Source organism: Nevskia sp. (genome assembly GCF_051860985.1).
GTDB lineage: Bacteria > Pseudomonadota > Gammaproteobacteria > Nevskiales > Nevskiaceae > Nevskia.
On record NZ_JBIMKV010000004.1, the window covers coordinates 38,227 to 65,036 of the forward strand.

A 26,810-nucleotide genomic window follows, 5' to 3' on the forward strand; every position below is an offset into this window, starting at 1 on the left:
CCTCAGGTGTCGGACGGCATTTGATCGCGTTCGACGGCAGCCCTGATTCAGTCCAACAAAGAATAGGTATTAGTCGATTATCGTGCTTTCGGACCGATTTCTCGCCGCGCAGAATCCGATACACGTTATTCACCAGACCAATAAAAAGTGAGGAGAAAGGCCGGATGAGCAAGCACATCGGAATCGTCGGGGCCGGGACGGCGGGACTGCATCTGGGCCTGTACCTGCGCCAGCACGACGTCGAGGTGACGATCTACACCGACCGCGAGCCGGAGGCTTATCGCGGCATGCGGCTGCTCAACACCGTGGCCCACCACGCGGTGACGCTGGCACGCGAGACCGCGCTCGGCGTCAACCACTGGCCGGGCCAGAAATTCGGCTACCACGGCCACTACTACTACATCGGCGCGCAGCCCAAGGCGCTGGAGTTCTACGGCGATCTGCACGCGCCGAGCCGGGCGATCGACTACCGGATCTACCAGCCTCGGCTGATGGAAGACTTCCTCGATCGCGGCGGCCGCATCGAATACCGCGACATCCGCGCCGACGAGGTGTCGGCGATCAGCGCCCGCCACGACGCCACCGTGGTCTGCACCGGCAAGGGGCCGTTCGGGCAGATGTTCGCCCACGAGCCGGCCCATTCGCCGTTCGACCGTCCGCAGCGCGCGCTGTGCGTCGGCCTGTTCAAGGGCATCGGCGAACGCCCGATCCGGGCCGTGACGATGAATTTCGCGCCCGGCGCCGGCGAGATGATTGAAATCCCGACCTGGACCTTCAACGGTCTGGCGACCGCGCTGGTGATCGAGAACATTCCCGGCGGTGACATGGAAGTGCTGGCCAAGACCAAGTACGACGACGATCCCAAGGCCTTCATGAAGCTGCTGCTCGACAAGCTGCGCAAGCATTACCCGGCCTGCGCGGAGCGGATCGACGCCCGCGAGTTCGACCTGGCCAACAGCCCGCTGGACCTGCTGCAGGGCGGCGTCACGCCGACGGTGCGCAAGTCGCATGCGGTGCTCGACAACGGCCGCGTGGCGATTGCGCTGGGCGATGTGCAGGCGGTGGTCGATCCGGTGCTCGGCCAGGGCGCCAACATGGCCTCGCATGCGGCCTGGATTCTCGGCGAGGAACTGGTGCGCCACGAGGTCTACGACGAGCGCTTCGTCGAGCACGTCAACCTGCGCCGGCAGGATCGCGTGCTCGGTGCCACGCGCTGGACCAACTTCATGCTCGACAACCTCAAGGCGATGCCGGTCGAGTTCCAGCAGTTCATCGGCGCGGTCAGCCAGAACCGGGCGCTGGCCGACGAATTCACCGACAACTTCAACTACCCGGAACGGCAGTGGGACTGCTTCGCCAGCCGCGAACGGATGGCGGCCTGGGTCCGCAGCCGGCTCGCCCGCCAGCAGCCGGTGGCCTGCGCCGCATGAGCCGCGCCAGCGCCCTGCCGGACAGCCGGATGTCGCTGCCGCTGGCATTGGCCGGTGCTGTGGATCCCGATGAATTCCGCCGCTCGGTGTCGCTGTTCGCCACCGGCATCGTGGTGCTCAGCTGCAGCGACGAAGAAGGGCAGGTGCATGGCATCACCGTCAACAGTTTCACGTCGGTCAGCCTTGATCCGCCGACCGTGCTGGTATCGCTGCGGGCCGGCAAGTCGCATCGGCTGATCTCGCGCCACGGCCACTACGGCGCCAGCATCCTGCATGCCGGCCAGCAGCCTTTTTCGGCCCACTTCAGCGGCCGGCCGCAGGAAGCGCTGCAGCCGGATTTCACCGTCCGCCATCGCCTGCCGACCCTGCGCAACTGCCTGGCCTGGTTCGAGTGCGAAACCGTGGAGAAGGTGCAGATCCACGACCACACGCTGTTCGTCGCCCAGGTCATGGCCTGCGGCAGCGAAGGCGGCGCGCCGCTGATGTACTACGGCAGCCGCTATCACCAGGCGGCGATCGCGGCCTGATGAAGGTCTGACGGCGGCCTGCAACTGCACCGGGACAATCAAACCGCGTCCGAAGGCCGGCAACGGCCGGCGGACGCCTACAAGCAGCGGCCGGCGGCAGCGCCGATCGGCCGCGTCACACCTGCGAACGGAGAACGAAGACGATGGGCAACAGCTTGCAGCGGCGCATGGCCGGACACGGCATCCTGATGATCTTTTCGACGCTGCTGTTCGGCGTCTTCCTGTGGATGAACCTGGTCGGCGGCTTCGAGATCGTGCCCGGCTACATCGTCCACTTCAACGTGCCGGGCACCCCGGAAGGCTGGGCCAAGGCGCACACCGGCCCGGCACTGAACGGCGTGATGGTGATCGCCGTCGCCTTCGTGCTGCCGCTGCTCGATTTCACGGCCCGCACGGCCTCGCGGCTTGGCTGGATCATCGTGCTCGATGGCTGGGCGAACGTCGGCTTCTACTTCTTCGGCAACTTCTCCGGCAACCGCGGCCTGAGCTTCGGTGACAGCCGCCTGGGACCGGGCGACATCTTCAGCGCGCTGGCGCTGGGCCCGGCTTACCTGTTCGGCGCGCTGGCGATGATCGCGCTGCTGATCATCGGCCGGCAGGCCTTGAAGCAGGCCTGATTCGCGGCCGCCGGCGACGGCGGCCCTCGTGGACCGGGACGCCTCGCCATCGAGCGAGGTGCCCGCAAGGAGCCGCATGAGCTCCGCAGCGGCAAGCCCGGCCGATCCGGCCCGGGCTGCCGTTCCGCCGTGGATGGAGGCAGACACCATGACGGCCCGTGTCGTTTCGACAGCGGCAGCGGCAGCGGCGCGCTGGCCGCCGGCGTTCCGCGACGGCAGCTTCCAGGCGCGCGAAGTGAAGGACTTCCGCGAATGGACCGATGTCGTCAACAGCCACTTCCCGTGGCTGGAGCATCGCAACCATTGCGGCAGCGCCTTCACCGCCAGCCTCCGCACGCTGCGCTTCGGCAACAGCCATTTCGCGATGATCACGGCCGGCAGCAGCGAAGTGCGGCGCACGCGTCAGCTGGCGGCGGCCGCCGAATCGGGCCACATCAAGCTGATCTGGCAACTGGCCGGCAGCCTCGACATCGAACAGGAGCGATGCGGCGCGGTGATCCGGCGCGGCCAGTCGACCGTCATCGATACCAGCCGCAGCTACCGCTGCCGGCTGTCCGAGGGCGCGCAGTTCGCCGTGCTGACCTTGCCGCACGAAGCCTGTCCGGGCTGGCTGCGCATCAGCCGCAGCCTGTGCGGCACGGTGCTGGCCGCACCGAGCGCGCTGCGGGCCGCGCTCGGCGCGGTGATGGCGCTGACCGATCCGGCGCTTGGGGATTGCGACGAAGGGGGCGACAGCGTGCTGCGTGCCGTGCAGTCGCTGGTCACCACCTCGCTGCATCAATCGGCTGAGGGACCCGAGCAGGCGGGGCATAACGGCTCGCGCCTGCGCCTTGCCCAGCAGCACATTCTGTCGCGCATCGGCGATCCCGATCTCGATCCGGACGAGCTTGCGTCCGCGCTGTGCATGTCGCGGCGCTCGCTGTACATGCTGTTCAAGCAGCACCGGACGACGCCGTCGAAGATGATCCACGACCTGCGGCTGCAGTGTTGCCGCCAGGTGCTCGACGAGCCGGCCCACCTCGGCCGCAAGATCACCGACATCGCCTTCGATCACGGCTTCAGCGATTACGCGACTTTCAGCCGACTCTTCAAGCAGCAGTTCGGCGTGACGCCAAGCGAATTCCGCCTGCACGGCCGCGGCGCGCCGCTGTCCTGAAGCGCGCCTGCGGCGCAGGCCGGCCTGCACGCGGCGCCCAGCAGCTTGCACGGTTCGCCATGCGCGGTGGGGGCGGGCAGCGAAGACTCCATGGCATCGCGACGCCCCGGCAGGGCCGGAGGTCGCCGCGTCATCTCCCCGATTCCACTTCGCGAGCACTCCACATGACAGACATCATCGACAGCGACTATCTGGTGATCGGCGCCGGCGGCATGGGCATGGCCTTCGTCGACGAGCTGATCACCCAGACGACGGCGACCGTCACCATCGTCGATCGCAACCATCGTCCCGGCGGCCACTGGAACGACGCCTATCCGTTCGTGCGCCTGCACCAGACTTCCACCTGCTACGGCGTCAATTCGACGCCGCTCGGCAACGCCACCATCGACCAGGTGGGCTGGAACAAGGGCTGCTACGAACTGGCCAGCGGCAGCGAGGTGGTGGCCTATTTCGATCAGGTGATGCGCCAGCGCTTCCTGCCGTCCGGCCGCGTGCGCTATCTGCCGATGTGCGACTACCGCGACGATGGCCGCGTGGTGTCGCGGCTCGGCGGCGCCGAGTACGCCGTGCGGGCCGGCAAGATCGTCGATGCCACCTACATCAACGTCACCGTGCCGAGCCAGCGGCCGCCGAAGTTCCAGGTGCTCGACGGTGCCGTCTGCGTGCCGCCGAACGCGGTGCCGAAGCTGGCACCGGACTACAGCCGCTTCACGGTGGTCGGCTCCGGCAAGACCGGTATCGACACCTGTCTGTTCCTGCTGGAAATGGGTGTCGCGCCGGCCGACATCACTTGGGTGATGCCGAATGACGCTTGGCTGTTCGACCGGTTCACGGTCAATCCCGGCCGGCGGTTCACCGACATCATCACGGCCGGCCGGATCGAGGTGCTGAAGGCAGCGATCGCGGCGGATTCGGTCGACGATTTCTTCCGGCGCGTGTTGGCCTGCGACCAGCTGTTCCAGTTCGATCCCAAGGTCAAGCCGACCAACTGGCGCTGCGCCACCGTGACCCGGCTGGAACTCGAGCAGCTGCGCCGGATTCCGAACGTCGTCCGCCTGGGTCATGTGCAGGCGGTGACGCCGACCGAGATGCGGCTCGACCAGGGCACCCGGAAGACGGCCGCGCACACGCTGTACATCGACTGCGCCGCCGACGGCCTGAAGCACCGGCCGGTCAGGAAGGTGTTCGACGGCAACCGCATCACCTTGCAGACGGTGCGCATGTGCCAGCAGGTCTACAGCGCCGGCTTCATCGGCAATGTCGAGGCCAACCTGAGCGACGAGGCGCGCAAGAACGCGCTGTGCCGGCCGGTGCCGCTGCCGCACGCCGCCGACGATTACCTGCGCTGCGCGATCCAGGACAGCGAGAACATGCTGGTCTGGCTGACCGAGCCGAAGGTGGTGTCGTGGATCAACGCATCGCGCATTGATCTGTTCAGCCCGATCTTCAAGTTCGACTGCCCGGTCGTCGGTCCGCAGATCGAGGCGATGGGCGCGTTGCTTCAGCAGGCGATTCCGAAGATGCAGGCCCTGCTCGATCAGGAGACGGCCCGGGCCTGATGGCCGCCGGCGGTCACCGCCCGAGGCATCGGGCCGGCGCCGCGCGGCGCGCTCAGCGGGCCACCGAAATGCCGAGCCCGACGCGGGTCACCGAGCGGTTGTAGTCGAGCAGGCTTTCGCCGTAGCCGTTGAATGCATAGAAAGTCCAGAAGAAGCCGTCGCCGGGGCCGGGCACCGTGTACAGCAGCCCGGCGCTGCCGCGCCCGGTGGTCGGGTTCAGGCGAAAGGTCGTCGAGATCTGGTGGTGGTCGAACAGCTGCCGCTGGATCTTGAGTTCCGAGTAGCCGAGGTAGTCCTGGATGTCCGGATTGTCGTCGCGCTTCGGATCGGTGGCCGGGCGTTTCTGGTCTTCCGGAATCCGCCACCACCATTTCCACCAGACCAGCGTCCGGCCGGTCTGCCAGTACGGCGTCAGGTAGATGCGATTCCAGCTGCGCGAATCGGGCAGCGAGCGGCCGTTGGATTCATGCTCGATGCCGACATCGGCCGCCAGGTTGAACCACTTCTCCGGCTTCTTGGGCTTCAGCCGGAAGAACACTTCCGGGTTGAAGTTGTTGTCGCGGAACGGCTTGGAATCGGAGCCGTTGAAGGCCTGGAAATAGGACTTCTGCGAGTAGCCGAAGTACAGCGGCAGCGTGCGGTAGACCCGGAATTTCAGCGAGATCGAGAACAGCACCTCGCTGTCCTCGCCAGGGTAGCGGCCGGAGTAGGTCGCCGGCAGCAGGTACATCGGCTTGTGCAGCGACAGGCCGCGGGCGTCGGCGGTCAGCGAGAAGCTTTCAAGATCGGTGGCGATGCTCCACGGCGCGTCCTTGGGCGGCGGCTCGGTCTGGATGACCGGTTCGGCGGCCGGCTCTCCGGCGTGTTCGGCGGCGGCTGCGGTGACCGCCGCCGGGACGGCGACGCCAGCAGCGCCGGCGTCGGCAAGCGCGGCGGGCGCGCAGGCTATGATGAACCACGAAATCCAGCCGCCGCGAAGCTGCATCGCGCGTCCTTGTCGTTCAGGGTGAAACCTGACGATAGCCGAAATCCGCCCCGTTCCGCAGGGCCACCGCAGATCGCCAGATGCTGACCGAAACCGTGCTGTTCCTCGCCTCGGCGGTTGTCGCCGTGCCCCTGTTCAAGCGTTTCGGTCTCGGTGCCGTGCTCGGCTACCTGTTCGCCGGCATGCTGATCGGCCCCAGCGGACTGGGCCTGATCGACGACGTCGAGCGGGTGCTGCACGCCTCAGAATTCGGCGTCGTGCTGCTGATGTTCGTGATCGGCCTGGAACTGCAGATTTCCCGGCTCTGGCTGCTGCGCAGCCATGTCTTCGGCCTCGGCGGCGCGCAGGTGATGCTGAGCACCGCCGCGCTGTCCGGCATCGCGCTGGCGGCCGGGCTGCCGCCGGTCGCGGCGCTGGTCGCCGGCTTCGCGCTGGCGATGTCGTCGACCGCGTTCGTGCTGCAGATGCTGGCCGAGCGCAAGGAACTGGCGGACCACCACGGCCGGGCGGCGTTCGCGATCCTGCTGTTCCAGGATCTGGCGGTGATTCCGTTCCTGGCGCTGCTGCCGTTCCTCGGTGCGCCGACGCCGGGGCACGAGGGCGATGGCGGCTGGGTCGGGCCGGCCAAGGCGGTGGTTGCGCTGGTGCTGGTGGTGCTCGGCGGTCGCTATCTGCTGCGGCCGGTGTTCCGGCGGCTGGCGTCGATCGACATGCCGGAGCTGTTCACCGCAGCGGCGCTGCTGACGGTGGCCGGCACCGCGCTGGCGATGGAAGCGGTGGGCCTGTCGATGTCGCTCGGCGCCTTCCTGGCCGGCGTGCTGCTGGCCGATTCCGAATACCGCCACGAGCTGCAGGCCGACATCGAGCCGTTCAAGGGTCTGCTGCTCGGACTGTTCTTCATCGCCGTCGGCATGTCGGCGAAGCTGGCGCTGGCGATCGAGCAGCCGCTGCAGATCGCCGTTGCGGTGGCCGTGCTGATCGGCGTCAAGGCGCTGATCCTGTACCTGATCGGCCGCGTCTCCGGCCTGCCGGCGGAGTCGTCCCGCTCACTGGCCTTCGCACTGCCGCAGGGCGGTGAATTCGCCTTCGTGCTGCTCGGCATCGCGGCGGCCGGCGGCATCATGGCGGCCGAGATGAAGGATCTGCTGATCGTCATCGTCACCGCCTCGATGATCGCCACGCCGCCGCTGTACGCGCTGGTCGCGCGCTTCCGCCGCGCGCACCGCGAGGCCCCGGCCTATGACGCCATCGACGTGCCGGAGCACGACGTGATCCTGGCCGGTTTCGGGCCGTTCGGGCAGATCGTCGGCCGCATGCTGCGGGTCAAGAAGATTCCGTACACGGTGCTGGAGCGCGATGCCAAGCAGGTCGACTTCGTGCGCCAGTTCGGCAACACCATCTTCTACAGCGACGCCGGCCGGGTCGAAGTGCTGCGCGCGGCGAAGGCCGACAAGGCGCGCTTCTTCGTGCTGGCGATCGCCGACGTCGAGCAGAGCCTGCGGGTGGCCGAGGTGGTGCGCCGGCACTTCCCGAACCTGCGCATCTTCGCCTGCGCCCGCGACCGCAACCACGCGATGCGGCTGATGGATCTCGGCATCACCGACATCGTCCGCCGCGCCTATGCCTCCAGCCTGGAGATCACCGGTGATCTGCTGCGCGCGCTCGGCGAGCCGGACGAACAGATCGCCCGCGAGCTCGATCGCTTCCGCCGCTTCGACCAGGACACGCTGATGAAGCAGCACGCGATCTATCGCGACGAGAAGGCGCTGATCCAGACCGCCAAGGATTTCTCCCGGGAGCTCGAACAGCTGTTCGAGGCCGATGCCGAGGCGGCCGACAAGGCGGAGCGGCAGGCGGAAAGCGGCGGGCCAAAAAAGAGGCCGCGAGAGGTTTAGCTCGTCGCGGCCCAAGGCTCAGGGTCAGGGAGAAACACAGGACAACGGAAAATCAGGACGCCAGCGCCAGCCTCGGGCGGGTGGAGGAGGCCAGCGCTGGCGCTTCGGTGCCGATCTGGCGCTGCACGGCGGTGGCCGCGCGGATCAGCGCCTGGGTCGACTGGCCGTGTTCGGGGTAACGGCTGTGGCCGATGCCCCAGGTGAAGCGGAAGCTGTCGCCGGATTCGAGGATCGGCGTGCTCAGCAGCGCGCACAGCCGGGACACGGCGGCGGCGGTGTCGCGGTCGCCCTGTTCGCGGACGAACAGGATCAGGCCGTCGCTGGACAGTCGCGCCAGCAGGTCGCCAGGGGCCACATCGGCGCCCAGCCGGTCGGTCAGCGCCCGCAGCACGGCGTGCATGCGCTCGTCGCCGAAACGTTGCAGCAGCTGGCGGTAGTCGCGCAGTTCGGCGTAGATCAGCCCGAACGGCGCGGTGTCGCGGCTGCCGGCGTCGACCAGCTGGCGCAGCAGCTTTTCGGTGAACAGGCTGCGGTTCGGCAGGCCGGTGACGTCGTCGTAATAGGCCAGGCGATGGATGCGCTGCACCTCACGGCGTTCGCGTTCGCGGGCTGCCCGCACGGCGGTCCACTGGCGGTCGGCCAGCAGGGTGCCGAGCGTGGCCAGCATCAGCGCCGCTCCGAGGGCGGCGCCGAACACGCCGTTGTCGGCATTCGGGCCGACCGGCGCAGCGTCGCTGGCGGCGATGCCGGCCTGCTGCAGCGTGGTCAGCAGCGCGCCGACCGGCAGCGCGATGCCGACCGTCGGCAGCCAGGTCAGGCGCAGGCCGCTGCGGACGATCATGTGCAGCGCCAGCAGCGCCACCGCGACGGTCGCCAGCCACGACATCAGGGCCATCGCCGGTGCGGCATCGACGGCGCTGTGCAGGCCGGCGGCGCGGCTGCCGACGTGGTGCAGCGTCCACAGCCCGGTGCCCAGCGCCAGCGCCGACAGGCCGTAGCCGAGTGGCCGGCGCGGGCCTTCGAGCGCGCCGGTCAGCTTGGCCAGACCGAGCGCACTGCCGGTCGTCACCACTGCCGAGCAGTAGGTGGCGAAAACCAGTGAAGTGTCGATCGATCCGTTCATGGCGTCCCGTAGTGATGGACGCGATTCTGGTCAGCCGCCGGCCGGCCGCCGCGTTGCGCCGATGACCGGCGCCGGTCCCGGAACAAGCGGGCAGGGCGGCGGCAAACGCCGATTCCAGCGGTATCGCCAGCCCGATGAGCGGCGCGGGCGCGCTTTATCATCCCGGCCATGGATGCTCTGATCCCCCAGGTACTGGTGTCGCTGGTCGCGCTCGGCATGGCGCTGGCGTTCATCTCCGCCGACCGGGATTCGCCGACCTCGCGGGCGCTGTCGGCCACGCTGGCGATGATCGGCGTGGCGATCTTCGTCAACGGCAGCTACCGCGTGCTCGGTTCGGCCGATGCCGCGTTCAGCGGCTGGCTGGCGGTGCCGGAAGCGATGGCGACGATCCTGGTGCTCGAATGGCTGCTGCGGGTGCGGCGCACCGTCCCGGCCGGCACGCTCGACACCCGCGGTGGCGACTGGATGCTGCGCCTCGGCCAGCTGTCTGGCGCGCTGTATGCGGTGTTCGCGATCGCCGCGCCGGAGCTGCGGGTCCGCGAATTCCAGTTCGCCGTCAGCACCTTCGATTCGCTGACCCGGTTCGGCTTCTGGCTGTTCGCCGCGCCGATCCTGTTTTCCGGGCTGACCGGCCTGCTGTCGATCCTGCTGCTGCTGCGCCGCCAGCCGGACCGGCCGGAGCGCGTGCGGGTGGTGGGCGTGGCGGCGTCGATGCCGTTCTTCATGACCAGCTTCGTGGTGCCGGAATCGGTGGCGGCGGTCACCGTGCTGGTCGGCGAGATGATCCTGCTGATCGGCGCCACCCAGTACCACGTGCTGCAGGGCCAGCGCGGCCAGTTCATGTCGCGTTTCCTGTCGTCGCAGGTCGCCGAACTGGTCCGGCGGCGCGGCATGAAGCAGGCGATGGAACAGAACTTCCTCGAGATCACCGTCGTCGTCTGCGATCTGCGCGGCTTCACCGCCTACGCCGAAGGCCACCCCAGCTCGCGGGTCATCGAGGTGCTGCGCGACTACTACGACGCGGTTGGCCAGGTGGTCGCCGAGTTCGGCGGCACCATCAAGGACTACGCCGGCGACGGCATCCTGATCCTGGTCGGCGCGCCGCTGCCGGCGCCCGACCATGCGGCCGTCGGCCTGCGCATCGCCCACGGTCTGCGCGATGCCGCCGGCGCGGTCACCCGCCGCTGGAGCCATCCCGGCCATGCGCTGGGCATCGGCGTCGGCGTGGCCAGCGGCTTCGTCACCGTCGGCATCATCGGCAGCGCCACCCGGCTCGAATACACGGCCGTCGGGCCGGCCGTGAACTTGGCCTCACGGCTCTGCGAGCAGGCCCACGACGGCGAGATCCTGATCGCCGCACGCACCGCCGAACTGGCCGGCGACGCCCGCCTGCAGAGCCGCGCGCCGCTGCCGATCAAGGGTTTCGCCGAGCCGGTCAGCCTGTTCCTGCTGCCGGCCGCCGGCAGCGCCTGAGCCGGCCTAGGCGGCTGAGCGATCGCGCCAGACGGCGGTCTGCACGGCCGTCTCGCCGCCGGTCCACCAGGCGCGGAACAGCACGCCGGCATTGAACGGCAGGCACAGCCGGCCGTCGCGATCGATGGCGATGCAGCCGCCGACGCCGCCGAGCCGGCGCACGTCGTCGAGCGCGGCGGCGCAGGCGGCCTCCAGCGACAGCCCGCCCCAGACCATCCGGCCGTGCACGGCCTGGCCGAAGGCGGCGCGGATGAACGATTCGCCGGTGCCGGTGCAGGAGATCGCGCAGCTGCCGTCATCGGCGAAGGTGCCGGCACCGAACAGCGCGGTGTCGCCGATCCGGCCGGGCCGCTTGTTGGTCAGCCCGCCGGTCGAGGTGGCGGCGGCCAGATGACCGTGACGGTCGCGGGCGACGGCGCCGACGGTGCCGAAGGCGGCATCGGGCGCGGCGCGGTCGTCGACGTGATCGAGCGCGATGCTGCCGCTGCGCCGGGCCGCCGCCAGCTGCGCCTGGCGCAGCGGAATCACGAACGATTCCGGTGCCACCATCGGCAGCCCCAGCTCGCGCGCCAGCTGCTCGGCGCCGTCGGCGGCCAGCAGCACGTGCGGGCTCTGCTCCATCACCGCGCGGGCCAGCCGGATCGGGCTGGCCACCCGCGACACGCCGGCCACCGCGCCGGTGCCGCGATCCTCGCCCCGGGCGATCGCGGCATCGAGTTCGGGCTGGCCGTCGCGGTTCAGCACCGCGCCGATGCCGGCATTGAACAGCGGGCATTGCTCCAGCTGCTCGACCGCCAAGGTCACCGCGTCCAGCGCGCTGCCGCCGGCCCGGAGCAGCGCCACCGCCGCGCGGGCGATGGCATCCAGCGCGGCGCGCTGCTCGGTCTGCGGGCCGGCGTCGTCCGGCAGTTCGCCGGCGCCGCCGTGCAGCGCGAAGCGCAGCCGGTCGGAAGGGGCGTCGCGGTCGCTCATGCCGGCTCGGCTGTGTCCGGAGGGGTGTCCGGGCCGGCCGCCGGCGTGGCGCGCAGCTCGACGATCGGCTTGAAGCCGCCCCAGAACATGCGCTTGCCGTCGAACGGATGGTTCGCCGGGTCGGCCATGCTGGCCAGCCTCGGGTCGTTCATCACCTTGGCGTTGATGCTGTCGCGCTGCTTGCGCGACGGGTAGACGATCCACGCGAAGATCACCGTCTCGTCAGCCTTCAGCTTCACGCTCTGCGGAAACGAGGTCAGCTTGCCGGGCTTGATGTCATCGGCGACGCATTCGGTATAGGCCAGCGCGCCGTGCTCGATCCAGATCTTGCCCGCCTTGCGCGCCAGCTTGCGGTAGTCCGCCAGTTTCGCCACCGGCACCGGTAGCACGAAGCCATCGACATACGCCATCGTTCATTCCTCGTCGGGATAGGTCAGCAGCGCCAGCGACGGCTGCTGCGGAAGGTCCAGCACCACCACCGCGTCACCGACCCGGATGGTGCCCGGCCGCAGCACCCGGGTGATGATGCCGCCGTGGCCGCGCATCGCCTGGAAGCCGCCGGGGCCGAGGTTTTCGTCCATCCGCCCGCAGGGCGCGCAGGGACCGGTGTAGGCGAACAGCGCCTCGCCGATGGTGAATGTGCGGCCTTTCAGGGCCAGCAGGTTGAGGCCGGAAATCACCAGGTTGCGGCGGGTCATGAACGGTGTGACGGCCGGCCGGCCGAGGATGCCGGCAACCGCCACCAGATGTTCGGCCTGGATCATCGACACCATCCGCTTGGCATCGGCCGGGCCGGTGAAGTGATCGCCGACCAGGCCGCCGCCGATCTCCACGCGCGCCTCGTCGACCGCCTTCAGCGTTTCGCGGCGCGCCGGGCGCAGGCCGATCCAGTCGAGCCGGCCGGGGCGCATCGGCGCGTTCATCAGCTCTTTCAGACTCATCGTCATCGCAGCGTTCTCAGGTCGGGGCGGCCGGCAGCGCCTTGCCGGGATTGAGGATGCCGGCCGGGTCGAAGCTGCGCTTGACCGCCTGCATCATCGAAAGCGTCTGCGCATCGATTTCCCAGGCCACGAAGGCGCGCTTGTCGATGCCGACGCCATGCTCGCCGGACAGCGTGCCGTCGAGGCTCAGCACCAGCCGGAACACCGCGTGCAGGCAGGGTTCGATGACCGCCATCTGCGCCGGATCATCCGGATCGGCCAGCAGGTTGACGTGGATGTTGCCATTGCCGGCATGGCCGAAGCAGACGATGCGGATGCCGTGCTGGCGCGACAGCGCGCCGACGCCGTGGATCAGCTCCGGCAGCCGGGTGACCGGCACCGCGACATCCTCGTTGACCTTCTTCGGCGCCAGCTTGCGCAGCGCCGGTGACAGCGCCTTGCGGGCCGCCCAGAGGTCTTCGGCCTCGGCTTCCGAGCGGGCGGCGCGCAGGTCGATCAGGCCCTCGCCGGCGGCGGCCGCGCTGACCGCCGCGACCACCGCCGCGATGCCGGCATGGCTGCCATCGCAGTCGATCAGCAGCAGCGCGCCGCAGTCCGGTGGCAGGCCGCAGTCGCGATGCGCCTGCGCCAGCTGCACGGCATCGGCATCGAGAAATTCCAGGCTGGCCGGCGTTTCCGGCTGCGCCATCAGCCGCGCCACCGCCGCTGCCGCTGCCTCGACGTCGCGATAGGCGGCGCGAAGGGTGCGCGTGGTTTCAGGCGCCGGCAGCAGCTTGAGCGCGGCCTGGGTGATCACCGCCAGCGTGCCTTCGGAACCGATCAGCAGCCGGGTCAGGTCGTAGCCGACCACGCCCTTGGTGGTGTAGCAGCCGGTCCGGATCGCGGTACCCGTGCCGGCGATCGCGCGCAGGCCAAGAACGTTGTCGCGCGCGGTGCCGTACTTCACCGCGCGCGGCCCGCCGGCACCGCAGGCGAGATTGCCGCCGACCGTCGAGTACGCCGCGCTGGTCGGGTCCGGCGCCCAGAACAGGCCATGCCGGGCAGCCTCGCGCTGCACGTCGCCGTTGAGCGCGCCGGCTTCGCATTCGAGCAGCCGGTCGCCCGGCGATACCCGCAGCACGCGGCTCATGCGCTCCAGCGACAGCACCAGCCCGCCGTGAATCGGCACCGTTGCCCCGGTGGTGTTGGTGCCGCGCCCGCGGGCGACCAGCGGCAGGCCGTGCGTGCGGCAGAGGTCGACGGCCAGCTGCACCTCGGCCACCGATTCGGCCAGCACCACGGCATCGGGCATCGCCACCCGGCGGCTGTTGTCGTAGCCGTAGGCCAGGCGTTCGCCGGGATCGAGCAGCAGCCGCTCGGGTGGCAGCGCCTCCTTCAGCCGGCGCAGCGCGACGGTGGCCGCTTCAGCCGCCATCGAAGGCCGCCTTCAGCCATTGCAGCTCGGTGCCTTCGACGGTCACCACGTCGAAGCGCACCTCGCGCTGGGCGTGTTCCGGATGGGCGACCAGGAACAGCTGCGTGGCGTGCACCAGCCGGCTGCGCTTGCGGGCATCGACCGATTCCAGCGCACTGCCGTAGTCGCTGCGCGCGCGGCTGCGGACTTCGATCACCGCCAGCGTGCTGCCGTCGTCCATCAGCAGGTCCAGCTCGCCGCCCTTGCAGCGCCAGTTGCGGGCGATCAGGCGCAGGCCGCGTCCTTCGAGGAAGCGCTGCGCCCGCGTTTCCGCATCGACGCCGCGCAGCCAGCTCACGGCGTGATCGGCACGCGGCTGGCGTCGGGTGGCGGCAGCAGCGCCGGATCGCCGCCGTTGGTCATCTGCGCGCAAGCGAGCTTGCGGCGCACCGCGCCACTGGTGTCGACGCCAAGCGCGCCGGTGACGCCGGGCACCAGTTCGCCACCGTGCAGCTGGTTGCGGGCGATGCGGCCGGCCAGTGCCTGGGCATCGACGCCGAACGCGAAGAAGCGCGCCGCCTCGCGGCTGCGGCCGTTCAGCGCCTCGTCGCGCACCGTCTGCCGCTGGCCGCCGGATTCGACCAGCCACGGCGCGTCGCAGAAGCGGATGCCAGCCAGATCGCCGTCGCCGACCGATTCGTTGACGGCCGAGGTCGCGTACACCGGCGTGCGGTCGGCGTGGTAGTAGCGGAACAGCGGCCACAGCACGCGCGCCTGGGAGGCGCGGCCGGCCAGGAACACGAAGTCGAAATCGTTGCGCCGCTGCGGGTCGACATCCGGCCCGGCCTTGGCGCGGGCTTCGGCGGCCGCCTTCTTGTCGTTGATCGCGACATAGCGCAGCAGCCGCTTGACCGGATCGGACCAGGCCTGCGGCTCGCCGGAGTAGCGGCCGGATTCGACGACCGTGCCGCCGAGTTCGCGGAAGCGGGCCGCGAAGGCCACCTGCACGCGGTTGCCCCAGTCGGTGGCCGGCACCATGGTCAGCGCGCGCGACAGGCCGCGGGCGAAGGCGTCTTCGGCGGCGGCGCGGGCCTCGTCTTCCGGCGCCAGGCCGAACTGGTACAGGCCGGCCGGCGCCACGCGGTTGCCGTCGAGGTAGTTCAGGCCCAGCACCGGCACCGCCAGCGACGGCGCGGCCGCGACGGCGGTCAGCGCGTCCTTCGGCAGCGGGCCAACGATCACGCCGGCGCCATCGGCCAGCGCCTGCGCGTAGCCGCTGGTGTCGTACAGGCGCGGCGCCGGCTCGCCGGCCGTGCGCGCGGCGCTTTCGTAGCCGGCCCGCAGCGCATCGGCAAGGCTGGCCAGCGGCCCGCTCTGCGGCAGCAGCAGCGCGACGCTGCCGGCGCCGGCCAGCGGCACCGCAGCTGACCCGGCCCCCTGAATCGGCACCGGTACCGCGCCGACGCCGGGCAGCGCCGGATCGGCAAACGAAGTCGACGTGTCGGTGACGAGCAGTGCCGCCAGCCGTTCCTCGCCGGGATGGCGCGGATAGCGCTTGCGCCAGCCGTCCAGCTCGCCGGGCGGCGCGCGGCGGCGGGCCAGCGTCGCCAGTTCCACCCAGCCCCGGGTGATCGGCGTGGCGGCCAGCGCCCGGTTGATCGTGGCGGTATCCAGCGTGGCGCCCTGCAGCAGGTTCCACAGCAGCTCGCGGTTGTCGCCGAGCGCGACGATGCCGCTCAGATAGCGCTCGCGGTTGACCAGCGTGGCGACGGCCGACACCGGATCGTTGCTGCGCGCCAGCGCCTGGGCGCGGACCAGCAGCGTCTGCTCGGCCGTCTGCGGGTCGCCACCGAGATCGCCCTGCGGCAGCAGCCGCAGCGCGCGCTGCGGATCGTTGCGGGCCAGCGCCGTCTGGGCGCGCAGCAGCCGGTAGCGGCCTTGCTGCGCGGCCTGACCGGGCTGATCGCCGAACGGCGCGGGAATCTGGTCGAGCAGCAGGTCGGCGCGCGCCGGGTCGCCGGCGGCGAGGGCGGCGGCGGCGGCGCGCAACCGGAAATCGTTGGCCTCGTGGCCGCTGGCGGCCACCGCTGCGGCCATGAACATCCGCGAGGCGCCGGCCGGGTCGCCCCGGCTCAGCAGCGCCTCGGCCTGGCTGGCCAGCGCGGTGTCGCTGGCGGCCGGTGCAGCGGCGCTCGAATGACCGCTGCCGCCGCCGGGGTAACGGCTGACGATCGGCGTGCCGGTCGATGAACAGGCGATCAGGAACAGGGCGGACGACAGCGCGAGCGTGGCGTGGCGAGTCGACGGAAGGCGTCGCTGGCGCGCGGCGCGGACGTGGCGATTGGAGGTCATCAAGTAAAGTATGGCACGGCCTTTCTGCCGCTGACCCCCGTGTTTCCGTCCGTGACCCTCCCTGTCGAAGGCAGCCTCGAAGCTGGCGCGCTTTACGTAGTAGCCACCCCGATCGGCAACCTTGGCGACCTGTCGGCCCGCGCGCAGGCGGTGCTGGCCGGCGTCCAGCGGATCGCCGCCGAGGACACCCGCAACACCGCCGCGCTGCTCGGTCATTTCGGCATCCGCACGCCGCCGGGCGGGCTGGTGGCGCTGCACGACCACAACGAATCGAAGCTGGCGGATGGCCTGGTCGCCGAACTGGCCGCCGGGGGCACGCTGGCGCTGGTGTCGGACGCCGGCACGCCGCTGATTTCCGATCCCGGCTACGCGCTGGTGCGGGCGGCGCGGCTGGCGGGCCAGCCGGTCTACACGGTGCCGGGGCCGTGCGCGGCAATCGCCGCGCTGTCGATTTCCGGGCTGGCCACCGATCGCTTCCTGTTCGCCGGCTTCCTGCCGGCCAAGTCGGCGGCCCGGCGGGCCGCGTTCGCGCAGCTGAAGGACGAGCCGCGCACCGCGATCTTCTACGAGTCGACCCACCGCATCGAGGACAGCCTCGACGACCTGCTGGCCGAACTGGGCCCGGCGCGCCGGGTCTGCATCGCCCGCGAGCTGACCAAGCGCTTCGAGCAGAGCATCACCCTGCCGGCCGGCGAGCTGCGCGACTGGCAGCGCGGCGATCCCAACCGCGGCCGCGGCGAGTTCGTGCTGGTCATCGAAGGTGCGCCGGATCAGGCCGACAGCCGCGAGGCCGAACGGGTGCTGCGCCTGCTGCTCGCCGAACTGCCGGCCTCGCGCGCGGCGCGGCTGGCGGCGGAGATCACCGGCGCGCCGAAGAAGCCGCTGTACCAGCTGGCGCTGACGCTCGGCGGCGACGCCGCCGCAACCGCAGCCGAATAAGCTCCGTGTCGGCATCCGCTCCTGAAACGCCGGCCTCCGGCGATGCCTTCGCGGCGTTGCGCCATGCCGAATACCGCCACCTGATCTTTGGCAACTTCCTATTCACGATCGCGATCACGATCCAGGAAATCGCCATTGCCTACGAGCTGTACCTGATCACCCGCGATCCGCTGGTGCTCGGTCTGCTCGGGCTGGCCGAAGCGCTGCCGTTCATCGCCGTGGCGCTCTATGGCGGCCATGTCGCCGATCGTCGCGACAAGCGCCGGATCATCCTGCTGGCGCTGGGCTTCATCCTCACCGGCTCGCTGTTCCTGACCTGGCTGACCCTGCCTGCTGTGCGCGCCGGGCTGTCGCAGACCGCGCTGCTGGCCGGCTGCTACGGCGTGGTCGCGGCGTTCGGGCTGGCGCGCGGTTTCCAGGCCCCGGCGGTCAGCGCGCTGCGCGGCTTCCTGGTGCCGCGCGAGCTGTACGCCAACGCCAGCGCCTGGAGCAGCAGCGCCGGCCAGGCCGGTTCGATCCTCGGCCCGGTGATCGGCGGCTTCCTCTATGCCGGTGCCGGATTGACGCGCAGCCTGGTCGTGGTCTGCGCGCTGCTGCTGCTGCAATCGCTGATGGTCCTGCGGATCAGGCCGCGCCCGCCGGTCGCGGTGGCGCACGGCGAATCGGTCTGGCAGAGCCTGAGCGAAGGCCTGCGCTTCGTCTGGCGCTCGAAGATCATCCTGTACTCGATCTCGCTGGACCTGTTCTCCGTGCTGTTCGGCGGCGTGGTGGCGGTGCTGCCGGTGTTCGCCGAGGACGTGCTGCAGATCGGCGCCGGCGGTCTCGGCATCCTGCGTGCCGCGCCGGCGATCGGGGCGCTGGTCACCGTGCTGCTGCTGACCCGTTACCCGCCGATGCGCCATGCCTGGCGCAACCTGCTGATCGCGGTTGCCGGCTTCGGGCTGTCGATCCTGGTGTTCGGCCTGTCGCGCACGCTGTGGCTGTCGGCCCTGGCCCTGTGCGCCAGCGGCGCCTTCGATTCGATCAGCGTGGTGATCCGCAGCACCATCCTGCAGATGATGCCGCCGGATCACCTGCGCGGCCGCGTGCTGTCGGTCAACAGCATCTTCATCAGTACGTCCAACGAGCTCGGCGCCTTCCAGGCCGGCACCTCGGCCGCCGTGTTCGGCGCCACCCGCTCGGTGCTGATCGGCAGCGGCCTGACCCTGGCGATCGTGGTCTGGGTCTGGCGCCGCTCGGGCGAACTGCTGCGGCTGCGGCTGGACCGCGACGCGCGCGACGGCTGAACGCTCAGGCGGCCGGCGGCAGGGTCAGCACGGCCAGCGTGCCCGGCGCGCCGTCGAACAGCCGGGCGTCGCCGCGATGCAGGCGGGCGATGCCGCGCACCAGGCTCAGGCCCAGGCCGTAGCCGGGGCTGTTGCGGCTGGTGTCGAGCCGTACCAGGCGATCGAACACGCGTTCGCGCTGCTCCGCTGGAACGCCCGGGCCCTGGTCGCGGACGGCGATCTGCAGCTGGCCCTGCACCTGCTCCAGCGTGACCGCGATCGCAGCGCCGTCCGGCGAGAATTTCACGGCGTTGTCGAGCAGATTGCAGACCGCCTGGAACAGCAGATCGCGATCGCCGTCGACGGCGCTGCCGTCGGTGGCCGGCAGGCCGATCGACAGCGACACGCTGATGTCGCGCTCGCTGGCCAGCGCCTCGTAGAGGCTCACCGCGTCATCGACCAGCGGCCGCAGGTCGATGCGCTGGAAGCCGCTGCGCAGCACACCCGATTCGATGGTCGCCAGCCGCAGCAGCGAGGCGAACACGGTCAGCACCCGATCGACTTCGCTGCACAGCTCGTCGAGCAGGTCCTGCTGGGCGGCCGGATCGATGGGCGCCGCCAGCCGCGCCATCTCGATGCGGTTGCGCATCCGCGCCAGCGGTGAGCGCAGGTCGTGGGCGATGCTGTCGGTGGCGTGCTTGACCGAGGCCATCAGCTCGCCGATCCGGTCGAGCATCTCGTTCAGCGTCGCGCTCAGGCGGTCGAACTCGTCGTTGCTGCCGCGCAGCGGCACGCGCTGGCCGAGATCGCCGTCGATGATCCGCACCGCCGTGTGGTTGATGATGTCGAGATTGCCGAGCGTCATCCGGCTCGACAGCGCGCCGGCCAGCAGGCCGAGCAGCACGGTCACCGCGAAGCCCAGGCTGGTCGCGCGCTGCAGCGCGTTCACGAAAGCGATGATCTCGTGGTTGTCGAAGCCGACTGCCAGCCGGCTGCCGTCGATCAGGCGGACGATGCGCAGCCGCAGCGTGGCGTCGGCGGCGCGGTGCAGGGTTGGCAGTTCGTACCAGCCGGCGCGCGAGGCCGCCTGCTTCGGCATGGCCGGCAGATTGCCGGCCAGCCACTGCCCGTCCTCGTTGACCAGCAGGTAGGCCTGGCGGCCGTCGGGGTTCTCGGTCAGCCGGCGGCTGATCAGCATCTGCACGCCACGTCGGCCGTCGACGCCGAACTCCGCTTCCAGGATGCGGATCTCATCGAGCACGGTGTCGTCGAGATGCTCCTGCATGAAGCCTTCGGCGAGCCAGCACAGCACCAGGATCATCAGCCCCGACAGACCGATGGTGATGCCGGTGTTGAGCAGCACCACGCGCGCCGACAGCGAACGCAACCACGACAGCCGGCGAGCGGTCATCCGGTGCGGCTCAGAGGATGTCTGCAACCGCTTCCGGCTCGCGCAGGCAGTAGCCGGCGCCGCGCACGGTGTGGATCAGCGGCTTGGCGTGATCGCGGTCGATCTTGGCACGCAGCCGCGATACGTGGACGTCGATGACATTGGTCTGGGGATCGAAGTGATAGTCCCAGACCGACTCCAGAATCATCGTCCGCGTCACCACCTGGCCGGCGTGGCGCATCAGGAATTCCAGCAGGCGGAACTCCTGCGGCTTCAGGTCGATCAGCTGGCCGGCACGGCGCACCTGGCGCGACAGCGGGTCCAGCTCCAGGTTGCTGACCCGCAACCGCGTCACGGTGACGGCGCCTTGGCTGTTGGGCTGCGCCCGGCGGACGATCGCTTCCAGCCGCGCCAGCAATTCCCGGAACACGAACGGCTTGACCAGGTAGTCGTCGCCGCCGGCGCGCAGGCCGCGGATGCGTTCGTCGACATCGTCGAGCGCCGACAGGATCATCACCGGCGTCTGCCGGCCGGTGGCGCGCAGCACGCCGATCACCGCCAGCCCGTCCATCAGCGGCAGCAGCCGGTCGACGATCAACGCGTCGTAGGTTTCGCTGGACGCCAGGAACAATCCGTCGCGGCCGGTGGCGGCGTGGTCGGCAACATGGCCGGCCTCGGCCAGCGCCTTGACCAGGTAGCCCGCCATCTGCAGGTCATCCTCGATCAGCAGAAAGCGCATGGCAGGGCTCGGTGAAGGCAGGGGGAAGGGATCAAACCGGACATCGCGGTGGACATCGGAATTCTCGGCAGCCTGAAGATTCGGCGCACTCTGCCGCGCGCCGGATGGCAACAAGCTGTCCGGTTCATTAACCGTAATTCATCTTGCGTCAACGCTGGGGTCAGGCGCGAGCCGGCAAGGTGCCGCTCCCTTTCCCAGGTCAAGGCGACATGCGCCCCCCCGGACTTTCCGCCGCAAACCTCACCGCTGCCGATCGGCGCCGCATCGGGCCGCTGTTGTGGTCCGTCATCTTCGCCGGCCTGCTGGCCACCATCACGCTCCCGCTCACGTTGGCCGCAGCCGAAGCCGTGGCCGAGGCCACACCGGCCGCTGCCGAATCCGCCGAGCTGAGCGCGGACGGCGGGCTCGACCTGCCGGCCGTGGTCGATGCGGCATTGGCCCGCGATCCGGCAGCGGCGGTGGTCGACGCGCGGCGCGAGGAAGCGCGGCTGCTGGAAGCCCGCGCCGGCAGCCTGCTGGCCGGCGATGTCGCGCTGGCCCTGCGCTGGCAGGACAGCGGCCCGCTCGGCCGCAGCGGCATCCGCGAAACCGAAGGCGGCGTCGAACTGCCGATCTGGCGCATCGGCCAGCGCGACGCGGCGGCGCGGCTGGCCGCCGGCAGCAAGGCCCAGCGCGATGCCGAGGGCCAGAGCCGCGAACTGCGTGTGGCTGGCGAGGTGCGCGAAGCGCTGTGGGCGGTGGCCATCGCCCGGGTCCGTGTCGCGGTTGCCGATGCGGCGCTGGACGCTGCGCGCCGCCTGGAAGCGGCGGTGCAGCGGCGCATCGCGGTGGGCGATCAGGCGGCCGCCGACGAGATTCCGGCCCGCGACTGGCGGCTGGATCGCGAGGCCCGGCGGCAGGAAGCGGACATCGTCCGCGTCCACGCCGAGCTGAATTACCGGCTGCTGACCGGGCTGGACCGGCTGCCGGCGGCGTTCACCGAAGCGGTCGGCCAGCCGCGCGCCGATGGCGGTCATCCGCTGCTGGCGCCGCTTGCCGCCCAGCTGGCCCGCGCCCGCGCCGAGACCGAGTTCGCGCGCCGCAGCCGGGGCGGAAATCCGCGACTGACGCTCGGCGCCCGCAACGAACTCGGCGGGCCGGACAACGGCAACGTCGCCAGCATCGGCGTCGGCATCAGCATTCCGCTCGGCATCACGGCCGCCTCGCGGGCGCCGGAAGCGGCGGCTGCCGTCGCTGCCGCGCAGGCGGAAAGCGAGCTGGCGCTGGCCGAGCGCCGCTACCAGTACCTGCACCACGAGGCCGAGCACGAATTCGAAGCCGCCACCGAGGCGCGCGACCGCCTGCGCCAGCGGGCGGCGCTGGCCGAGCGCGAGCTGGCCCACGCCGCCAAGGCCTTTGCGGTCGGCGAGATCGGGCTCGCCGAGCGGCTGCTGACCGAAACCCGCGCGCGCGGCGTGCTGGGCGATGCCGCCGCCGCTGAACTTGAACACGGGCGGGCCATCGCCCGCCTGAACCAGATCCTGGGAGTGATGCCGTGAAGTCCTGCCGTAACCGTCGAACACTGTGGTTGTCCCTGGCCTTGCTGCTGCCGCTGGCCGGCCATGCCGGTACGGATGAAGTGACGATCAGCGCTGCCCAGGTGGCCGCGCTCGGCGTGCGGCTGGTGGCGCCGCAGCCGGCGGCAGAGGCCGGTGGCCTGCGCTTTCCGGCCCGCGTCAGCCTGCCGGCGACAGCCGAGCGGGCGGTGGTGGCGCCGCTGGCCGGCACCATCGAGACGCTGCAGGTCGGCATCGGCGATGCGGTGCGTGCCGGCCAGCCGCTGGCGACGCTGTTCAGCGCCGACCTCGGCAGCCTCAAGGCCAGCCACCTGCAGCTGCAGGCGGCCGAGCGGCTGGCCCGCGCCGATCGCGACCGCGACGCCGCGCTGTTCGCCGACGGCATCATCGCCGCGCGGCGCATGGACGAGACCCGCAGCCGGCACGCGGTGGCCGCCGCGCAGCTGGCCGAGTCGTCTCAGCGCCTGAAGCTGGCCGGTGCCGCCGCTGGCGAAGGTGGCGTCGGCAGCGCCTTGACCCTGCGCGCGCCGCAGGACGGCGTGGTGCTGGCGCGCAGTGCCGGCATCGGCGAGCGGGTGGAGGCCGGCGCGCCGCTGTTCCGCATCGCCCGTCTCGACCGCCTGCTGCTCGAGGTGCAGGTGCCGGTCGATGCCGCCGCCGCGCTCGCGGTCGGCGATCGGCTGGCGGTGCAGGGCCGTGGCGCCACGGCGCAGGCCACGGCTCGGGTGATCGCGATCGGCGTCGATGCCGGCGCCGGCACCCAGAGCGTGCAGCTGCGCGCCGAACTGGAGGCCGCCGGCGGCGGGCTGCGGCCGGGCCAGATCGTCGAGGTGGAAGTGCGCCGCGCGGCGGCTGATGGCTGGTCGCTGCCGGCCTCCGCCGTGGTCGGCGAGGCCGGCGGCAGCCGCGTCTATCTGCGCACGGCGACCGGCTTCCGCGCGGTGCCGGTCACGGTCGACGGCCATGGCGACGGCCGTAGCATCGTGCACGGCGCGCTGCGCGCCAGCGACCAGGTGGCGGCCAGCGCAGTGATCGCGATCAAGGGCGCGTTCGCCGGCCACGGAGGCGGCGAATGAACCGGCTGATCGAATTCGCGCTGGTCCGGCCGCTGGCGGTGCTGCTGCTGGCGCTGGCGCTGGCCGCAGCCGGCGTGCTGGCCTGGCTGAGCCTGCCGGTCGATGCTTTCCCGGATGTCTCCAGCCCGCAGGTGAAGATCATCCTGAAGGCGCCGGGCATGACGCCGGAGGAGATCGAGGCGCGGATCACCGCGCCGATCGAGGTCGAGATGCTGGGCCTGCCGAAGCAGTCGATGCTGCGCTCGACCAGCAAGTACGGCCTAGCCGATATCACCGTCGATTTCCTTGAGGGCACCGACATCTACTGGGCGCGCAACCAGGTGGCCGAACGTCTGAACGGCGTGATGGCCGACCTGCCGGCCGGCGTCTCCGGCGGTGTCGCGCCGCTGACCACGCCGCTCGGCGAGATGTTCATGTTCACCATCGAAAGCGACACCGCCAGCCTCGCCGAACGCCGCCGGCTGCTCGACTGGACGATCCGCCCGGCGCTGCGCACGGTGCCCGGTGTGGCCGATGTCAACGCGCTTGGCGGCCACGTCGAAAGCTTCGAGGTGGTGCCATCGCCACAGGCCCTGGCGGCGCGCGGCCTCTCCTTCGAAAAGCTGCAGATGGCGCTGGCCGCGAACAACCGCAACGACGGCGCCGGGCGCATGAGCGAAGGCGAGGAAACGCTGCTGGTGCGCACCGAGGGCAGCCTGCGCACGCTCGATGACCTGCGCGCCGTGGTGCTGCGCAGCGAAGCGGAGGGCGGCGTGGTGCGGCTGGGCGAGGTCGCCGAGGTGCGCATCGGCAGCGTCACCCGCTACGGCGGCGTGACCCGCAACGGCAGCGGCGAGACGGTCGAAGGCCTGGTGCTCGGCCTGCGCGGCGCCAATGCCCGCGAAGTGGTGGCCGGCGTGCGCGCCAAGCTCGACGAACTGCGGCCGACCCTGCCCGAAGGCATCACCGTGCAGACCTTCTACGACCGTGGCGACCTGGTCAGCCGCGCGGTCGACACCGTGTCGAAATCGCTGATCGAGGCGGTGGTGCTGGTGCTGGCGCTGCTGGTGGCCTTCCTCGGCAATGTCCGTGCGGCGGTCGCGGTGGCGCTGATCCTGCCGCTGTCGGCACTTAGCACTTTCCTGCTGATGCGGCTGTTCGGCATCAGCGCCAACCTGATGAGCCTCGGCGGGCTGGCGATTGCCATCGGCATGCTGGTCGACGCGGCGGTGGTGGTGGTCGAGAACATCGTCGCCCGGCTGGCGGTGCCGGACCCGGCCCGGCCGCGCGATTTCCAGATCGCCCGCGCCGTGCGCGAGGTGGCCGGCCCGATCGCGGTCGGCATCGTCATCATCATCCTGGTGTTCCTGCCGCTGCTGACCCTGCAAGGGCTGGAAGGCAAGCTGTTCGCGCCGGTGGCGCTGACCATCGTGTTCGCGCTGGCGTCCTCGCTCTTGCTGTCGCTGACGGTGATTCCGGTGCTGGCCGCGCGGCTGCTGCACGACGGCGCGCACGCCGAGCCGTGGATCGTCCGCAAGCTCGCCGCGCTCTACGCACCGCTGCTGCTGCGGGCGCTGGCCCGGCCGCAAGCCGTGATCGCCACGGCGCTGATCGGCCTGCTGGCGGCGGGCATCGTCTACGCGCGCATCGGCAAGACCTTCCTGCCGACGATGGACGAGGGCAGCCTGATCGTGCAGCTGGAAAAGCTGCCGTCGGTGGGGCTGGATGCGTCGCTGGCGCTCGACAGCCGCTTCCAGCAGGCGCTGCTGGCGCGCGTGCCGGAAGTGGCGATGGTGGTGGCCCGCGCCGGCGCCGACGAGATCGGCCTTGACCCGATGGGCCTGAACCAGACCGACACCTTCCTGGCGCTGAAGCCGAGCAAGGAATGGCGCAACCCGGACAAGGACGTGCTGGCCGACGAGATCCGCAAGGTGCTCGCCGATTTCCCCGGCGTCGCCTACGCCTTCACGCAGCCGATCCAGATGCGGGTTTCGGAAATGATCCTTGGCGTCCGAGGCGATGTCGCAATCCGCCTGTTCGGGCCAGACCTCGGCCAGCTCAATGCCAAGGCCGAGGCAATCGCCGCCGAACTGCGCGGCCTGAACGGCGCCGAAGACGTCTACTACACCGCCAACAGCGGCGTGCAGTACCTGCGAATCGCGGTCGATCTGGCGGCGGCCGGCCGCCTCGGCCTGTCGGTCGATGCGCTGGAAGCGCTGCTGCGCGCGCAGATCGAAGGCACCCGGGTCGGTACCGTGCATCGCGACGGCCGCCGTCTGGCGCTGACGCTCAAAGGCCCGGAGACGCTGCGCGCCACGCCGTCGCTGCTCGACCAGCTGCCGATCGCGCTGGCCGATGGCAGAACCGTGCCGCTGTCGGCGGTCGCCCGGCTGGAGCGCGTCGAGGGCCCGGTGCAGGTCAACCGCGAACTCGGCAACCGCAATGTCGTGGTGATCGCCAACGTGCGAGGCCGCGATCTGGTCGGCTTCGTCGAGGAGGCCAAGGCCAAGGTCGCGGCGGCGGTGAAGCTCGATGCCGGCTACAGCTTGAGCTGGGGTGGGGAGTTCGAGAACCAGCAGCGCGCCGCGCGGCGGCTGTCGATCGTGGTGCCGATCGCCATCGGCCTGATCTTCCTGCTGCTGCTGTCGACCTTCGGCTCGCTGCGTCAGGCCGCGCTGGTGCTGCTGAACATCCCGTTCGCGATGATCGGCGGCGTGTTCGCGCTGGGCCTGTCCGGCGAATACCTGTCGGTGCCGGCCTCGGTCGGCTTCATCGCGCTGCTCGGCATCGCGGTGCTGAACGGCATCGTGCTGGTGACCTGTTTCAACCAGCTGCGCGCCGATGGCCTGAGCCTGCACGAGGCGGTGGTGCAGGGCGCGGCGCGCCGGCTGCGGCCGGTGGTGATGACGGCGGCGATCGCCGCGCTCGGCCTGGTGCCGCTGCTGTTCGCCACCGGGCCGGGCTCGGAGATCCAGCGGCCGCTGGCGATCGTGGTGATCGGCGGGCTGATCAGCTCGACCCTGCTGACCCTGATCCTGCTGCCGATCCTGTACCTGCGCCACGCCTTCGGCCGGGTCGCAACCACTGGAGTGCCGGCATGAACGCCGACGTGATGCTGCTGCTGATGGCCGAGCCGGAAAGCGCCGAGCGGCTGGCCGACCTGCTGGCCGGGCTGGGCCTGGCCGAGGGCTGGTACCAGACGCCGGTCGAACTGGCGGGCGGAACCGCGCCGTACCGCAACCGGCGCGAGCAGGTGCGCGGCCGGCGGCAGCGCCTGCGCTTCGAGCTGTTCGCCAGCCGAACCGACGCGGCGCGCATCGCCGCCGAGGTCGACCGCTGCTTCGCCGCCCATCCGGCGCTGGCGGCACCGCTGCAGCGAATCCTGCTGCTGGCCGGGGAATAAACGCCGGCGGTGGATCGTTCTTCGAGCAGGCCGCTGCGGC

23 protein-coding genes are annotated in these 26,810 nt (G+C 70.6%); 13 read left to right on the top strand and 10 right to left on the bottom strand.

Annotated elements, in window-relative coordinates; translation table 11 throughout:
• Positions 1-164 precede the first annotated feature (164 nt).
• The 5 genes from styA (at position 165) to ACTIGJ_RS05170 (ending at position 5,289) form a co-directional block, all read left to right on the top strand.
• Entirely contained in the window at positions 165-1,430 is a 1,266-nt protein-coding gene (gene styA / locus ACTIGJ_RS05150; RefSeq protein ID WP_439639215.1) for a styrene monooxygenase subunit StyA, read from the top strand.
• Complete coding sequence (gene styB, locus ACTIGJ_RS05155; RefSeq protein WP_439639216.1) at positions 1,427-1,957, top strand: styrene monooxygenase NADH-dependent flavin reductase subunit StyB; 531 nt, start codon at positions 1,427-1,429, stop codon at positions 1,955-1,957. Before styA ends, styB begins: the two co-directional genes overlap by 4 nt.
• A gap of 143 nt (positions 1,958-2,100) precedes the next feature.
• Entirely contained in the window at positions 2,101-2,574 is a 474-nt protein-coding gene (gene styC / locus ACTIGJ_RS05160; RefSeq protein ID WP_439639217.1) for a styrene-oxide isomerase StyC, read from the top strand.
• A 148-nt stretch (positions 2,575-2,722) separates the two neighbouring features.
• Positions 2,723-3,730, top strand: coding sequence for a helix-turn-helix domain-containing protein (locus ACTIGJ_RS05165; protein ID WP_439639218.1), 1,008 nt, complete (start codon positions 2,723-2,725; stop codon positions 3,728-3,730).
• Positions 3,731-3,894: 164 nt separating this feature from the next.
• Positions 3,895-5,289: an NAD(P)/FAD-dependent oxidoreductase gene (locus tag ACTIGJ_RS05170; RefSeq protein WP_439639219.1), complete on the top strand. Its 1,395-nt coding sequence runs from the start codon at positions 3,895-3,897 to the stop codon at positions 5,287-5,289.
• Between the two features lie 52 nt (positions 5,290-5,341).
• Here ACTIGJ_RS05170 and ACTIGJ_RS05175 read toward each other — a convergent pair whose 3' ends face one another.
• A complete protein-coding gene (locus ACTIGJ_RS05175) occupies positions 5,342-6,274 on the bottom strand; it encodes a phospholipase A (RefSeq protein WP_439639220.1) in 933 nt (310 codons plus the stop codon).
• A gap of 80 nt (positions 6,275-6,354) precedes the next feature.
• On the opposite strand from ACTIGJ_RS05175, the gene ACTIGJ_RS05180 reads away from it, so the two are divergent.
• On the top strand, positions 6,355-8,169 hold the full coding sequence (locus ACTIGJ_RS05180) for a monovalent cation:proton antiporter-2 (CPA2) family protein (protein WP_439639221.1): 1,815 nt from the start codon (positions 6,355-6,357) through the stop codon (positions 8,167-8,169).
• A gap of 52 nt (positions 8,170-8,221) precedes the next feature.
• Here the strand turns inward: ACTIGJ_RS05180 and ACTIGJ_RS05185 are convergent, their stop codons facing one another.
• The gene (locus ACTIGJ_RS05185) at positions 8,222-9,292 is read right to left on the bottom strand and encodes a diguanylate cyclase domain-containing protein (protein ID WP_439639222.1); all 1,071 of its coding nucleotides are present in this window, start codon (positions 9,290-9,292) and stop codon (positions 8,222-8,224) included.
• 168 nt (positions 9,293-9,460) lie between these two features.
• Between ACTIGJ_RS05185 and ACTIGJ_RS05190 the strand changes: the two genes are divergently transcribed.
• Positions 9,461-10,765 (top strand): adenylate/guanylate cyclase domain-containing protein, encoded by a 1,305-nt coding sequence (locus tag ACTIGJ_RS05190; RefSeq protein WP_439639223.1) that lies wholly within the window; start codon positions 9,461-9,463, stop codon positions 10,763-10,765.
• A gap of 6 nt (positions 10,766-10,771) precedes the next feature.
• On the opposite strand, the gene ACTIGJ_RS05195 is transcribed toward ACTIGJ_RS05190, so the two are convergent.
• The 6 genes from ACTIGJ_RS05195 to ACTIGJ_RS05220 are packed head-to-tail and all read right to left on the bottom strand — an operon-like array spanning position 10,772 to position 16,423.
• The gene (locus ACTIGJ_RS05195; protein WP_439639224.1) at positions 10,772-11,737 is read right to left on the bottom strand and encodes an isoaspartyl peptidase/L-asparaginase family protein; all 966 of its coding nucleotides are present in this window, start codon (positions 11,735-11,737) and stop codon (positions 10,772-10,774) included.
• The gene (locus tag ACTIGJ_RS05200) at positions 11,734-12,147 is read right to left on the bottom strand and encodes a DUF1428 domain-containing protein (protein ID WP_439639225.1); all 414 of its coding nucleotides are present in this window, start codon (positions 12,145-12,147) and stop codon (positions 11,734-11,736) included. The genes ACTIGJ_RS05195 and ACTIGJ_RS05200 overlap by 4 nt, the downstream gene beginning before the upstream one ends.
• 3 nt (positions 12,148-12,150) lie before the next feature.
• Positions 12,151-12,684, bottom strand: coding sequence for an MOSC domain-containing protein (locus tag ACTIGJ_RS05205; protein WP_439639226.1), 534 nt, complete (start codon positions 12,682-12,684; stop codon positions 12,151-12,153).
• A 10-nt stretch (positions 12,685-12,694) separates the two neighbouring features.
• Positions 12,695-14,092: an FAD-binding oxidoreductase gene (locus ACTIGJ_RS05210; protein WP_439639227.1), complete on the bottom strand. Its 1,398-nt coding sequence runs from the start codon at positions 14,090-14,092 to the stop codon at positions 12,695-12,697.
• Entirely contained in the window at positions 14,082-14,420 is a 339-nt protein-coding gene (locus tag ACTIGJ_RS05215) for a YraN family protein (protein WP_439639419.1), read from the bottom strand. Before ACTIGJ_RS05215 ends, ACTIGJ_RS05210 begins: the two co-directional genes overlap by 11 nt.
• 5 nt (positions 14,421-14,425) lie before the next feature.
• On the bottom strand, positions 14,426-16,423 hold the full coding sequence (locus ACTIGJ_RS05220) for a penicillin-binding protein activator (RefSeq protein WP_439639228.1): 1,998 nt from the start codon (positions 16,421-16,423) through the stop codon (positions 14,426-14,428).
• Positions 16,424-16,474: 51 nt separating this feature from the next.
• On the opposite strand from ACTIGJ_RS05220, the gene rsmI reads away from it, so the two are divergent.
• Positions 16,475-17,362 (top strand): 16S rRNA (cytidine(1402)-2'-O)-methyltransferase, encoded by an 888-nt coding sequence (gene rsmI, locus ACTIGJ_RS05225; protein ID WP_439639229.1) that lies wholly within the window; start codon positions 16,475-16,477, stop codon positions 17,360-17,362.
• A gap of 5 nt (positions 17,363-17,367) precedes the next feature.
• Positions 17,368-18,648, top strand: coding sequence for an MFS transporter (locus tag ACTIGJ_RS05230; protein ID WP_439639230.1), 1,281 nt, complete (start codon positions 17,368-17,370; stop codon positions 18,646-18,648).
• Positions 18,649-18,652: 4 nt separating this feature from the next.
• Here ACTIGJ_RS05230 and ACTIGJ_RS05235 read toward each other — a convergent pair whose 3' ends face one another.
• On the bottom strand, positions 18,653-20,038 hold the full coding sequence (locus ACTIGJ_RS05235; RefSeq protein WP_439639231.1) for an ATP-binding protein: 1,386 nt from the start codon (positions 20,036-20,038) through the stop codon (positions 18,653-18,655).
• A 10-nt stretch (positions 20,039-20,048) separates the two neighbouring features.
• A complete protein-coding gene (locus ACTIGJ_RS05240; protein WP_439639232.1) occupies positions 20,049-20,756 on the bottom strand; it encodes a winged helix-turn-helix domain-containing protein in 708 nt (235 codons plus the stop codon).
• Positions 20,757-21,085: 329 nt separating this feature from the next.
• Here ACTIGJ_RS05240 and ACTIGJ_RS05245 point away from each other — a divergent pair, with 329 nt between their 5' ends.
• Genes ACTIGJ_RS05245 through ACTIGJ_RS05260 form a run of 4 tightly spaced genes read left to right on the top strand, consistent with a single transcriptional unit; the run spans position 21,086 to position 26,770 of the window.
• The gene (locus tag ACTIGJ_RS05245; protein WP_439639233.1) at positions 21,086-22,294 is read left to right on the top strand and encodes a TolC family protein; all 1,209 of its coding nucleotides are present in this window, start codon (positions 21,086-21,088) and stop codon (positions 22,292-22,294) included.
• Between the two features lie 29 nt (positions 22,295-22,323).
• On the top strand, positions 22,324-23,388 hold the full coding sequence (locus ACTIGJ_RS05250; RefSeq protein WP_439639234.1) for an efflux RND transporter periplasmic adaptor subunit: 1,065 nt from the start codon (positions 22,324-22,326) through the stop codon (positions 23,386-23,388).
• Positions 23,385-26,468 carry an efflux RND transporter permease subunit gene (locus tag ACTIGJ_RS05255; protein ID WP_439639235.1) on the top strand — a complete coding sequence of 1,028 codons (3,084 nt, stop codon included), beginning with the start codon at positions 23,385-23,387 and terminating at the stop codon, positions 26,466-26,468. The genes ACTIGJ_RS05250 and ACTIGJ_RS05255 overlap by 4 nt, the downstream gene beginning before the upstream one ends.
• Positions 26,465-26,770 carry a DUF3240 family protein gene (locus ACTIGJ_RS05260; protein ID WP_439639236.1) on the top strand — a complete coding sequence of 102 codons (306 nt, stop codon included), beginning with the start codon at positions 26,465-26,467 and terminating at the stop codon, positions 26,768-26,770. The genes ACTIGJ_RS05255 and ACTIGJ_RS05260 overlap by 4 nt, the downstream gene beginning before the upstream one ends.
• Positions 26,771-26,810: the final 40 nt, after the last annotated feature.

What these genes read in the sequence shown, in the direction of transcription:
- ACTIGJ_RS05170 (WP_439639219.1), top strand. Translation starts at nt 3,895, where the DNA reads ATGACAGACATCATCGACAGCGACTATCTGGTGATCGGCGCCGGCGGC.
- ACTIGJ_RS05175 (WP_439639220.1), bottom strand. Translation starts at nt 6,274, where the DNA reads ATGCAGCTTCGCGGCGGCTGGATTTCGTGGTTCATCATAGCCTGCGCG.
- ACTIGJ_RS05235 (WP_439639231.1), bottom strand. Translation starts at nt 20,038, where the DNA reads ATGACCGCTCGCCGGCTGTCGTGGTTGCGTTCGCTGTCGGCGCGCGTG.
- ACTIGJ_RS05205 (WP_439639226.1), bottom strand. Translation starts at nt 12,684, where the DNA reads ATGACGATGAGTCTGAAAGAGCTGATGAACGCGCCGATGCGCCCCGGC.
- ACTIGJ_RS05165 (WP_439639218.1), top strand. Translation starts at nt 2,723, where the DNA reads ATGACGGCCCGTGTCGTTTCGACAGCGGCAGCGGCAGCGGCGCGCTGG.
- styB (WP_439639216.1), top strand. Translation starts at nt 1,427, where the DNA reads ATGAGCCGCGCCAGCGCCCTGCCGGACAGCCGGATGTCGCTGCCGCTG.
- ACTIGJ_RS05185 (WP_439639222.1), bottom strand. Translation starts at nt 9,292, where the DNA reads ATGAACGGATCGATCGACACTTCACTGGTTTTCGCCACCTACTGCTCG.
- ACTIGJ_RS05200 (WP_439639225.1), bottom strand. Translation starts at nt 12,147, where the DNA reads ATGGCGTATGTCGATGGCTTCGTGCTACCGGTGCCGGTGGCGAAACTG.
- ACTIGJ_RS05180 (WP_439639221.1), top strand. Translation starts at nt 6,355, where the DNA reads ATGCTGACCGAAACCGTGCTGTTCCTCGCCTCGGCGGTTGTCGCCGTG.
- ACTIGJ_RS05260 (WP_439639236.1), top strand. Translation starts at nt 26,465, where the DNA reads ATGAACGCCGACGTGATGCTGCTGCTGATGGCCGAGCCGGAAAGCGCC.
- styC (WP_439639217.1), top strand. Translation starts at nt 2,101, where the DNA reads ATGGGCAACAGCTTGCAGCGGCGCATGGCCGGACACGGCATCCTGATG.
- ACTIGJ_RS05190 (WP_439639223.1), top strand. Translation starts at nt 9,461, where the DNA reads ATGGATGCTCTGATCCCCCAGGTACTGGTGTCGCTGGTCGCGCTCGGC.
- ACTIGJ_RS05255 (WP_439639235.1), top strand. Translation starts at nt 23,385, where the DNA reads ATGAACCGGCTGATCGAATTCGCGCTGGTCCGGCCGCTGGCGGTGCTG.
- ACTIGJ_RS05220 (WP_439639228.1), bottom strand. Translation starts at nt 16,423, where the DNA reads ATGACCTCCAATCGCCACGTCCGCGCCGCGCGCCAGCGACGCCTTCCG.
- ACTIGJ_RS05195 (WP_439639224.1), bottom strand. Translation starts at nt 11,737, where the DNA reads ATGAGCGACCGCGACGCCCCTTCCGACCGGCTGCGCTTCGCGCTGCAC.
- ACTIGJ_RS05210 (WP_439639227.1), bottom strand. Translation starts at nt 14,092, where the DNA reads ATGGCGGCTGAAGCGGCCACCGTCGCGCTGCGCCGGCTGAAGGAGGCG.
- ACTIGJ_RS05240 (WP_439639232.1), bottom strand. Translation starts at nt 20,756, where the DNA reads ATGCGCTTTCTGCTGATCGAGGATGACCTGCAGATGGCGGGCTACCTG.
- styA (WP_439639215.1), top strand. Translation starts at nt 165, where the DNA reads ATGAGCAAGCACATCGGAATCGTCGGGGCCGGGACGGCGGGACTGCAT.